The following is a 10334-nucleotide window of genomic DNA, read 5'->3' as shown; positions in this document are numbered from 1 at the left end:
GATGACTGACGAAAGCAAGCTGGTCGACTACCTGAAGCGGGTGACCGCCACCCTGCAGGAGACGCGGGAGCGGCTGCGCGAGGTCGAAGCCGCGGACGCCGAGCCGATCGCCATCGTCGCGATGGGCTGCCGGTACCCGGGCGACGTCCGCTCGCCGGAGGACCTCTGGGACCTGGTCGCCGAGGGCCGCGACGCGATCGGCCCGTTCCCCACCGACCGCGGCTGGGGCCTGGACTCGATGTTCGACGCCGACCCGGACAGCCCCGGCACGAGCTACGTGAGCGAGGGCGGCTTCCTTCACGACGTCGCCCAGTTCGACGCGCCCTTCTTCGGCATCTCGCCGCGCGAGGCGCTCGCCATGGACCCGCAGCAGCGGCTCGTGCTGGAGCTGGCGTGGGAGACCTTCGAGCGCGGCGGCATCGCCCCGCATTCCCTGGCCAAGCAGCAGGTCGGCGTCTTCCTCGGCAGCGGCGACCAGGACTACTACGACGAACTGCCGCCCTCTGTGCTCGCCGGCGAGGTCCAGGACTACCTGAGCACCGGCAACGCCGGGTCGGTCATCTCCGGCCGCATCGCCTACGCGCTGGGCCTGGAAGGCCCGGCCGTCACGATCGACACGGCCTGCTCGTCTTCGCTGGTCGCGCTGCACCTGGCCGTGCAGGCGCTGCGGCAGCGCGACTGCGCGCTGGCGCTGGCCGGCGGCGTGATGGTGATGTCGCGCCCGGGCCCGTTCGTCGCGTTCAGCCGCCAGCGCGGGCTCGCCGCGGACGGCCGCTGCAAGCCGTTCTCCGACAGCGCCGACGGCACCGGCTGGGCCGAGGGCGCGGGCACGCTCCTGCTGGAGCGGCTGTCCGACGCGCGCCGCAACGGCCACCCCGTCCTCGCGGTCGTGCGCGGTTCCGCGGTCAACTCCGACGGCGCGTCCAACGGCCTCACCGCGCCGAACGGCCCGTCCCAGCAGCGGGTGATCCGCCAGGCCTTGGCGAACGCGCAGCTCGCGGCGTCCGATGTGGACGCTGTCGAAGGCCACGGCACCGGCACCACGCTCGGTGACCCGATCGAGGCACAGGCCCTGCTCGCCACCTACGGCCAGGACCGCGACCGGCCGCTGTGGCTCGGCTCGATCAAGTCGAACATCGGGCACGCCCAGGGCGCGGCCGGGGTCGGCGGCGTGATCAAGGTGGTGCAGGCGCTGCGCAACGGCGTCCTGCCGAAGACCCTGCACGTCACCGAGCCGACCACCGAGGTCGACTGGACGGCCGGGAACGTCTCGCTGCTGACGGAGGAGCAACCGTGGGTCGCGGGCGAAAAGCCGCGTCGCGCCGGGGTTTCCTCGTTCGGCGTCAGCGGGACCAACGCGCACGTGATCGTCGAAGAGGCACCTGCGGTCGACGTCGAAGAGCCGACGCCGAGCTGGCCCGCCGAAGTGCCGGTCCCGTGGCCGCTTTCCGGGCACGGCACCGCGGCCCTGAAGGCGCAGGCGGCCCGGCTGCTGTCCGTTGTGGACGGTTTATCGCCGCTCGACCTCGGGTTCTCGCTGGCGACGTCCCGCTCGCCGCTGTCCCACCGCGCCGTGGTCCTCGACGGGAAGGCCGGAGTCGCCGCCCTCGCCGACGGTGAGCCGTCGTCGAACGTCGTCACCGGCACACCGGTCGAGGGGCTCACCGCGTTCCTGTTCTCCGGCCAGGGCGCCCAGCGCGCCGGCATGGGGGCCGAGCTGGCCGCCGCGTTCCCGGTCTTCGCCGCCGCGTTCGACGAGGTTTGCGCGGAGCTGGACCAGCACCTCGACCGTCCACTCAAGACGGTCGTCTTCGACAAGCCACGCCTGATCAACCAGACCGGCTACACCCAGCCTGCGCTGTTCGCGATCGAGGTCGCGTTGTTCCGGCTGCTGTCGTCGTGGGGCTTGAAGCCCGACTTCCTGCTCGGCCACTCGGTCGGCGAGCTGGCCGCCGCGCACGTCGCCGGGGTGCTGTCCCTGGCCGACGCGTGCACGCTGGTCGCCGCCCGCGCGAAGCTGATGCAGGCGCTGCCCACCGGTGGTGCCATGGTCGCGCTGCAGGCCACTGAGGACGAGGTCGCGCCGCACCTGACCGACGGCGTCAGCATCGCGGCGATCAACGGCCCGGACTCCGTCGTGCTCTCTGGTACCGAGGGCGCCGTCGCGGCTGCGGTCGCGGAGTTCGACGGCCGCAAGTCGTCGAAGCTCAAGGTGTCGCACGCGTTCCACTCGCCGCTGATGGAGCCGATGCTGGCCGAGTTCGCCGAGGTCGCCCGCACGCTGACCTACGCCCAGCCGACGATCCCGCTGATCTCCAACGTCTCCGGGGCACTGGCCGGGGAAGAGGTCGCGACGCCGGAGTACTGGGTCTCGCACGTCCGCGCGGCCGTCCGGTTCCACGACGGGCTCACCGCGCTCGGCACCCAGGGCGTCTCGCGGTTCGTCGAGGTCGGCCCGGACGGCGTGCTGTCCGCCCTCGCCCGTCAGAGCTTCGACGCCGTCATCGTGCCGGTCCTGCGCAAGGACCGTCCTGAGCCGCGGGCCGCGCTCACCGCGCTGGCCGAGCTGTACGTCAGCGGACTGGCCCCGGACTGGGCCGCGGTGTTCGAGGGCCGCGGTGCCCGGCGCGCCGACCTGCCGCCGTACGCCTTCCAGCGCAAGCGCTACTGGCTCGACGCCCGCGCCAACCGCGACGAGGTGACCGCCGCCGGCCTCACGTCCGCCGGGCACCCGCTGCTCGGCGCGGCCATCGCGCTCGCCGACACCGACGGCGTCGTGCTCACCGGCCGGCTCTCCCTCGAGACCCACGCGTGGCTCGACGGGCACCGCCTCGGCGACGTCGCCACCGTGCCCGGCACGGCGTTCCTGGAGTTGGCGATCCGTGCCGGTGACCAGGTGGGCTGCGGCCGGATCGAGGAACTCACGCTTGGCAGCCCCCTGGTCGTCCCGGAGCGCACCGGCGTCCAGGTGCAGGTGACCGTCGGGGCCGCGGACGAGAACGGGGTCCGCGCGGTCCAGATCCATTCGCGCCCGGAGGACACCGACGAGCCGTGGCTGCTGCACGCGGACGGCACCGTCGCCCCGCAGACGCACCGAGGTACCGAACTGACCGAGTGGCCGCCTGCCGGTGCCGAGCCCGTCGCGATCGAGGGCGTCTACGACGACTTCGCCGACACCGGCCTCACCTACGGCCCGCTGTTCCGCTCCCTGCGCGCGGTCTTCAAGCGCGGCCGCGAGATCTTCGCCGAGGTCGCCCTGCCTGAGGACAGCGACGCCGAACGCTTCGGCCTCCACCCGGCCGCCCTCGACGCCTGCACGCACGCGCTGCGCGTCGCGGGTGGGGGAGACGGCGGGGTCGGCCGCGTCCCGTTCTGCTGGACCGGCGTCGAACTGCACGCCACCGGCGCCTCGGCGCTGCGGGTGCGGTTCACGCCGACCACCGAGGACGGCTTCTCGGTCGCCCTCGCGGACACCACCGGCGCACCCGTCGCCACCGTCGCCGAGACCGTGTTCCGCGCGTTCACCGCGCCGGTCGCGGCCGAAGCCCCGCTCTACCGGATCGAGTGGCAGCGGACCCCCGCCGAGTCCGCTGTGGACGCGTCGGCCGTCGAGGTCTTCGAGTGCGCAAGCACGGACACGCACGAGCTGACCCACCGCGTGCTCGCCGCACTGCAGAACTGGCTCGCCGAGGAGCACCCGGAGGACGCGCGCCTGGTCGTCGTCACCCGCGGCGCCGTCGCGGCCGCCGGGGGAGTCACCCACCTCGCCGCCGCCGCGGCCTGGGGCCTCGTGCGCTCGGCGCAGGAGGAGAACCCGGACACGTTCGTGCTGCTGGATCTCGACGCGGAAAGCACCGTGGCCGAAGTCCTGCCCCAGGTCCTCGCCACCGGGGAGCCGCAGGCGGCCGTCCGGTTCGGCACCGTCCTCGTCCCGCGGCTGGTCCGCACCGCGGCGGCGGCCGAACCGGCGTACTTCCACCCGGGCGGCACGGTCCTGGTGACCGGCGCGTCCGGCGCGATCGGCGGCGCGCTCGTCCGGCACCTGGCCGGGCAGCACGGCGTCCGGCGGTTCCTGCTGGTCAGCCGCCGCAGCACGCCCGAATTGGCGAGCCTGGGCGCCGAGCTGGACGTCCACGTCGACATCGCGCTGTGCGACGTCGCCGACCGCGCCGCCCTCGCCGCCGTGCTGGCCGGGATCCCGGCCGAGCACCCGCTCACGTCCGTGGTGCACGCGGCCGGCGTCCTCGACGACGGCGTCGTCACGGCGCTCACGCCCGAGCGCGTCGACACCGTGCTGCGGCCGAAGGTCGACGGCGCCCTGAACCTGCATGAACTCACCCGCGACACCGCGCTTTCGGCGTTCGTCCTGTTCTCCTCGGTCTCCGGCGTGCTCGGCGCGCCGGGCCAGGGCGGGTACGCCGCCGCGAACGCGTTCCTCGACGGCCTCGCCGCCCACCGCGTCGCACACGGCCTGCCCGCGCTGTCCCTGGCCTGGGGCCTGTGGGGCGAGGTCGGCGGCATGGGCGGCACCCTGACCGAGGCCGAGATCGCGCGTCTCGGGGCGGGCGGCATCGTGCCACTGTCCACTTCGGACGCTCTCGATCTCTTCGACCGCGCGCTGGCTTCCCGCCAGGCCGCCGTCGTGCCGGTGCAGCTCGATCTGCCCACGTTGCGGAAGCTGGACCGGATCCCGAAGACCCTGGAGGAGCTGACCGGACGACCCACCCGGCGCGTCGCGGCCACGGCGATCGCGACGGAAGACTCCTTCGCGGCCCGCGTCCGGGCCCTGCCGGAGGCGGACCGGGCCGACGCCGTCCTGGACCTGGTCCGCGGCCACGCCGCGACCGTGCTCGGCTACGGCGGCGCGCACGAGATCGAGCCGTCCGCGCAGTTCCAGTCGCTCGGCTTCGACTCGCTCACCGCGATCGAGCTGCGCAACGGCCTCACCGCGGCGACCGGGCAGCGGCTGCCCGCGACCCTGATCTTCGACCACCCGACGCCGTCGGCGCTGGCGGCGCACCTGCTCACCGAGCTGACCGGTACCGCCGACCGGATCGCCGGGGTGACCTCGGTGGCGTCCGACGAGCCCATCGCGATCGTCGGCATGGCCTGCCGCCTGCCCGGCGGGGTCACCTCGCCCGAGCAGCTGTGGGACCTGGTCGCCAACGGCCGCGACGCCATCGGCGACTTCCCCGCCGACCGCGGCTGGGACGTCGACGGCCTGCTCGACCCGACCGGCCGCCGTCCCGGAACGACGTACGTCGCCCGCGGCGGGTTCGTCCACGACGCCGGCGACTTCGACGCGACGTTCTTCGGGGTCTCGCCGAAGGAAGCCCCGGCCATCGACCCGCAGCAGCGGCTCCTGCTGGAGGCGTGCTGGGAGGCCCTCGAGCGCGCGGGCATCGACCCGTCCTCGCTCAAGGGCAGCCCGACCGGCGTCTACGCGGGCGTCCAGTACCACGACTACGTGGGCGCGAACAGCGCCGGCTCGATCGTCACCGGCCGGGTGTCCTACACGCTCGGCCTGGAGGGCCCGGCGGTCAGCGTCGACACGGCGTGCTCGTCGTCGCTGGTCGCGATGCACCTGGCCGCCCAGGCCCTGCGCGGCGGCGACTGCACCCTGGCCCTGGCCGGCGGCGTGACCGTGATGGCGACACCCGAGACGTTCGTCGAGTTCAGCCGCCAGAAGGGGCTGGCCGCCGACGGCCGCTGCAAGGTCTTCTCCGACGACGCCGACGGCACCACCTGGTCCGAAGGGGTCGGCGTGGTCGTGCTGGAACGGCTGTCCGAGGCCCGCCGCCTCGGCCACCCGGTGCTCGCGGTGCTGAAGGGCAGCGCGGTCAACCAGGACGGCACGTCCAACGGCCTCACCGCCCCCAACGGCCCGGCGCAGCAGCGCGTGATCCGGGCGGCGCTGGCCGACGCGGGCATCACCGCGGCCGACGTCGACGCCGTCGAGGCGCACGGCACCGGCACGAAGCTGGGCGACCCGATCGAGGTCCAGGCGCTGCTGGCCACCTACGGCAAGGAGACCTCGGCCGACCGTCCACTGTGGATCGGCTCGGTCAAGTCGAACCTCGGCCACACGCAGGCCGCGGCCGGCGCGGCCGGGGTGATCAAGATGGTCATGGCCATGCGCCAGGGCGAGCTGCCCGCGACGCTGCACGTCGGCCGTCCTTCCCGGGAGATCGACTGGTCGTCCGGCGCGGTCCGGGCGCTGGTGGAGCCGGTGAAGTGGCTGCCCAACGGACACACGCGCCGGGCCGGTGTCTCGTCGTTCGGCGTCAGCGGCACCAACGCCCACGTGATCCTCGAAGAAGGCGACCGCCGCGAGGTCACCGGCGGCCACGACTACGAGGGCCCGGTCGCCTGGCCGGTCTCCGGCCGCGGCGCCGCCGCACTGCGGGCCAAGGCCGAGCAACTCATGTCCTATGTGGACGAAGAGCCGGAGGGCAGCCTCGCGGACATCGGGTTCTCGCTGGCCACCACGCGCAGCGCGTTCGACCGGCGGGCCGTGGTGATCGGTCAGCGGTCGCCGCAGTTCGTCCGCGGCCTCGCGGCGCTGGTCGACGAAGAAGAGGCACGCGGCGTCGTCAGCGGCATCGCGACGGCGGGCGGGCGCACGGCGTTCCTGTTCGCGGGCCAGGGTTCGCAGCGCGCCGGCATGGGCACGCGGCTCGCCGAGCAGTTCCCGGCGTTCGCCGCCGCGTACGACGAGGTCTGCACGGAGCTGGACCGCCACCTCGACCGCCCGATCCGCTCGGTCGTCGAGGAACTGGACGAAACCCGCTACACCCAGCCCGCGCTGTTCGCGCTGGAGGTCGCGCTGTTCCGGCTGGTGCGGTCGTGGGGCGTCAAGCCGGACGTCCTGCTCGGGCACTCGATCGGCGAGATCGCCGCGGCCCACTGCGCCAGCGTGTTCTCCCTGGAAGACGCGGCGAAGCTGGTGGTCGCCCGTGGTGCGCTGATGCAGGCGCTCCCCACCGGCGGCGCGATGGTGGCGATCGAAGCGACGCCCGGCGAGGTGCGCGACGACCGCGTCGACATCGCCGCGGTCAATGGCCCGAACGCCGTCGTGATCTCGGGCGCGGCCGACGCGGTGGCCGAGGTGGCGGCGAAGTTCGAGCGCACCAAGCAGCTGAAGGTGTCGCACGCGTTCCACTCCCGCCTGATGGACCCGATGCTCGACGAGTTCCGCGCGGTCGCTTCGGACCTGACCTACGCGTCGCCGCGGATCCCGATGGTTTCGACGGTCAGCGAGTCCGCGGACCTGACCTCGCCGGAGTACTGGGTGTCGCAGGTTCGCGAAGGCGTCCGGTTCCTGGACGCGGTCACCCGTGTTGCGGCCGACGGCGTCACCCGGTTCCTCGAGCTGGGCCCGGACGCGACGCTGACCGCGATGGCCGCGGGCTGCTTCGACGAACAGCCGGAGGTGCTGGCCTCGATGCTGCACAAGGAGAACGACGAGGCCGTGGCCGCGCTGACCGCCGTCGCGCAGCTGCACGTCAGCGGTGTCGACGTCGACTGGGCCGCGATCTACGAGCCCACCGACGCCCGGCCCGTCGCGCTGCCGACCTATCCGTTCCAGCGTCAGCGTTTCTGGCTGGAGAGCACCACCGGCTCGGTGAGTCAGGAGGACCACCCGCTGCTCGGGGCGGCCCTCGAACTGGCGGGCGCCGACGGGCTGCTGTTCACCGGACGGCTGTCCGTGGGCACCCACCCGTGGCTGGCCGACCACGTCGTCGGCGGCGCGATCCTGTTCCCCGGTACCGGGTTCGTCGAGATGGCGATCCGCGCGGGTGACGAGGCCGGCTGCCCGCGGCTCGACGAGCTGACCCTGGAGTACCCGCTGGTCGTGCCGGAGCGGACCGGCGTCCGCGTCCAGTTCGCCCTCGACGCACCGGGCGCCGACGGCACCCGCGCGTTCAGCGTCCACTCGCGGCCGGAAGGCTCGAGCGCCGCGTGGACGCGGCACGCCACCGGCAAGCTCGCCAAGGCCGTTCAGAAGGCGGACTTCGACCTGACGGCCTGGCCGCCCGCCGGCGCCGAGCAGGTGCGCCTGGAGGGCACCTACGAGGAGCTGGCCGCCGACGGCCTGGCGTACGGGCCGGCGTTCCGCGGGCTCGTCGCGGCCTGGAAGCGCGACGGCGAGGCGTTCGCCGAGATCCGGCTCCCGGCTTCGGTGTCCGATGTGGACCGTTACGGCGTCCACCCGGCCGTGCTCGACGCCGCGTTGCACACCATCGGCGTCTCGGGCGCGGCGGGCAGCGAACCGGCCCTGCCGTTCGCGTGGGAGGGCGTGCGGCTGCACGCCGTCGGCGCGACGACGCTGCGGGTCCACGTCCGCCCGGTCGGCACCGGCGCGGTCGCGCTGGACGTCGCCGACGGTGCCGGGGCTCCGGTCGCGTCGGTGGAGTCGTTGCTGCTGCGTCCGATGTCCGCCGTTCCGCAGGCCGCGGCTTCCGACGGCGGCGACTCGTTGTTCCGCGTCGCCTGGGAACCCGCCGAGCTGGACGCGGTCGCCGAGGTCACCGACTGGTCCGTGCTGGGTCCCGACTCCTTCGGCCTCACCGAAGCCTTGGGCGCCAAAGCGGTTTCGGCCGCGGAGGCGACTGGCTTGGCCGTGCTTCCCGTGGGCGGCGAAGACGTCCATGCCGAGCTGCACCGTGTGCTCGGCGAGCTGCAGACCTGGCTGGCCGGCTCCGGCGAGTCGCTGATCGTCGTGACCCGGGGTGCGGTGGCCGCCGAGGCGGGGGAGAACCCCGACCCGGTCGGTGCCGCGGTCGCGGGCCTGGTCCGCTCGGCGCAGGCCGAGCACCCGGGCCGGATCGCCCTGGTCGACCTCGGCGCGGGCACCCCGACCGGCCGGACGCTGGCCGCGGTGGCGGCTTCCGACGAGCCGCAGGTGGCGCTGCGGGCGGGCGCGGTGCTGGTGCCGCGGCTGGCCCGGGCGGCCGACGCGGCGGCCGCGCCGGTCTGGGACGCCGAGGGCACGGTGCTCGTCACCGGCGCCACCGGCGCGCTCGGCACGGCCGTGGCGCGCCACCTCGTCGCCGAACACGGCGTGCGGCACCTGCTGCTGGTCAGCCGCCGGGGAGCCGACGCTCCCGGCGCGGCCGAACTTGCCGCGCTCGACGCCGACGTCACCCTGGCCGCCTGCGACGTCGCCGACCGCGACGCCGTGGCCGCGCTGCTGGCCGGGATCCCGGCGGAGGCGCCGCTGCGGGCCGTCGTGCACGCCGCGGGCGTCCTCGACGACGGTGTCCTGACGTCCCTGACTCCGGAGCGGCTCGACACCGTGCTGCGGCCGAAGGCCGACGCGGCGTCGGTGCTCGACGAGCTGACCCGAGAGCTGGACCTCACCGCGTTCGTGCTGTTCTCCTCGGCCGCGGGCGTCCTCGGCGCGCCGGGGCAGGGCAGCTACGCCGCGGCCAACGCGTTCCTGGACGCGCTGGCGGCCCGGCGCCGGGCCGAAGGCCTTCCGGGCACCTCGCTCGCGTGGGGCCTGTGGGCCGGCGGCATGGGTGAGGCACTGGAAGACGCGGACGCGCACCGCATCGGCGAGACCGGCATCACCGCACTGTCCACTGAGGACGGACTGCGGCTGCTGGACTCGGCGGCCGGTGCCGCGGAAGCGCTGCTGGTGCCGATCGCGCTGGACACCCGGGTGCTCACCTCGTCGGGCGACGACGACCTGCCCGCCGTCCTGCGTGGACTCGCGGGCACGCCCGGCCGCCGCGCGGCGCAGGACGCGGCCGAGGACACCGAGACGCTGGCTCGCAAGCTCGCGGGCCTGCCGGTGGCCAAGCGCGTCCCGACCGTGCTGACCCTGGTGCGCACGCACGCCGCGGCGCTGTTGGGCCACGCCGGGCCGGAGGCGGTCGAGCCGGACCGCTCGTTCAACGAAGTCGGCTTCGACTCCTTGTCCGCCACCGGGTTCCGCAACAAGCTCAGCCTCGTCACCGGCCTGAAGCTGCCGGTGAGCCTGATCTTCGACTACCCGACCCCGCGGATCCTGGCCGAGCACCTGGTCGGCGAACTGGCGCCGGCCGAGGTCGAGGTGCCCGAGCAAGCCGTTACCGAGCAAGGGGTCCGCGACGCGCTGGCGGGCATCCCGCTGGAGAAGCTGCGGGCCGCGGGGCTCCTGGACGGGCTGCTGGAGCTGGCCGGCGTGCGCTTGCCCGAAGAGGAAGAGGCCGAAGCCGTCGAAGAGGCCACGATCGACGACCTCGACACCGACGCCCTGATCAGCATGGCGATCGGCGGTGGGGACGACGACTAGCCCCGGCGCCACCCCTATCCGGACCCGACCCGGCCATTATTGCCCGGCCCCA

General features: G+C 74.1%; 1 protein-coding gene. It reads left to right on the top strand.

Annotated features, from left to right (window positions below):
* The first annotated feature begins 1 nt into the window (after nucleotide 1).
* Nucleotides 2-10282 carry a type I polyketide synthase gene (locus OG738_RS03990; protein WP_329051304.1) on the top strand — a complete coding sequence of 3427 codons (10281 nt, stop codon included), beginning with the start codon at nucleotides 2-4 and terminating at the stop codon, nucleotides 10280-10282.
* The last annotated feature ends 52 nt before the right edge of the window (nucleotides 10283-10334 follow it).

It is taken from the genome of Amycolatopsis sp. NBC_01488, assembly GCF_036227105.1.
Lineage (GTDB): Bacteria > Actinomycetota > Actinomycetes > Mycobacteriales > Pseudonocardiaceae > Amycolatopsis.
The sequence above is the reverse complement of the archived record's forward strand: the minus strand, read 5'-3'. Positions and strand labels throughout refer to the sequence as shown.

Excerpts from the sequence above, each read along its gene's own strand:
- OG738_RS03990 (WP_329051304.1), top strand. The coding sequence starts at position 2 with ATGACTGACGAAAGCAAGCTGGTCGACTACCTGAAGCGGGTGACCGCC.